Origin of the sequence: Arthrobacter sp. ZGTC212 (assembly GCF_002929255.1) — a bacterium.
In the GTDB taxonomy this organism is placed as follows: Bacteria; Actinomycetota; Actinomycetes; order Actinomycetales; family Micrococcaceae; genus Arthrobacter_B; species Arthrobacter_B sunyaminii.
Map to the genome: position 1 here is coordinate 1 of NZ_PJIJ01000057.1, position 570 is coordinate 570.

At 64.6% G+C, this 570-nt stretch carries 1 protein-coding gene; it reads left to right on the forward strand.

Features of this window, described 5'->3' with window-relative positions; translation table 11 throughout:
* A partial coding sequence (locus CXQ89_RS17845) for a histidine kinase dimerization/phospho-acceptor domain-containing protein (RefSeq protein WP_146067309.1) occupies positions 1–570 on the forward strand: 570 nt, incomplete at both ends.

A 570-nucleotide genomic window follows, 5' to 3' on the forward strand; every position in this document is an offset into this window, starting at 1 on the left:
TCGAGGCAGCCGGCGCCCGGCACGCTGAAAACCAGACTGTCTTCCATGACATGCCGCTGGACGGGCGGACGGTGCGCCTGGCCATAACCTCCGTATCGCTCGGAGACGGAAGCGCAGGCGGGTTGCTGGTCGCAGCAAACGAAATCGGCCGGCAGCGGGAGCAGATGATCGGGTCCTTCGGCACCTTTGCTGTGGCGTCGGTGGCCACGCTGCTGCTGGCCGGCGCCGTGGGCTTCGCGGTGACAGGCCGCCTGTTTGTTCCCATCCGGCGCCTTCGCCAGGCCACCGGCTCCATCACGTTTGGGAACCTAAGTACCCGCGTGCTGGTCCCATCCGGCGATGACGACGTTTCGCAACTGGCAAATGACTTCAACCGCATGCTGGACAGGCTGGAAACGGGCATCGCAGACCAGCGCCAGTTTGTGGACGACGCCAGCCATGAACTTCGGACACCCCTGACCATCATTGGCGGCCATCTCCAGCTGCTGCAGGCGGAAGATCCCAAGGATGTCAGCGAGACCCAGGTGCTGCTCCTGGAGGAGCTGGACCGCATGCAGTCCCTCGTCGATG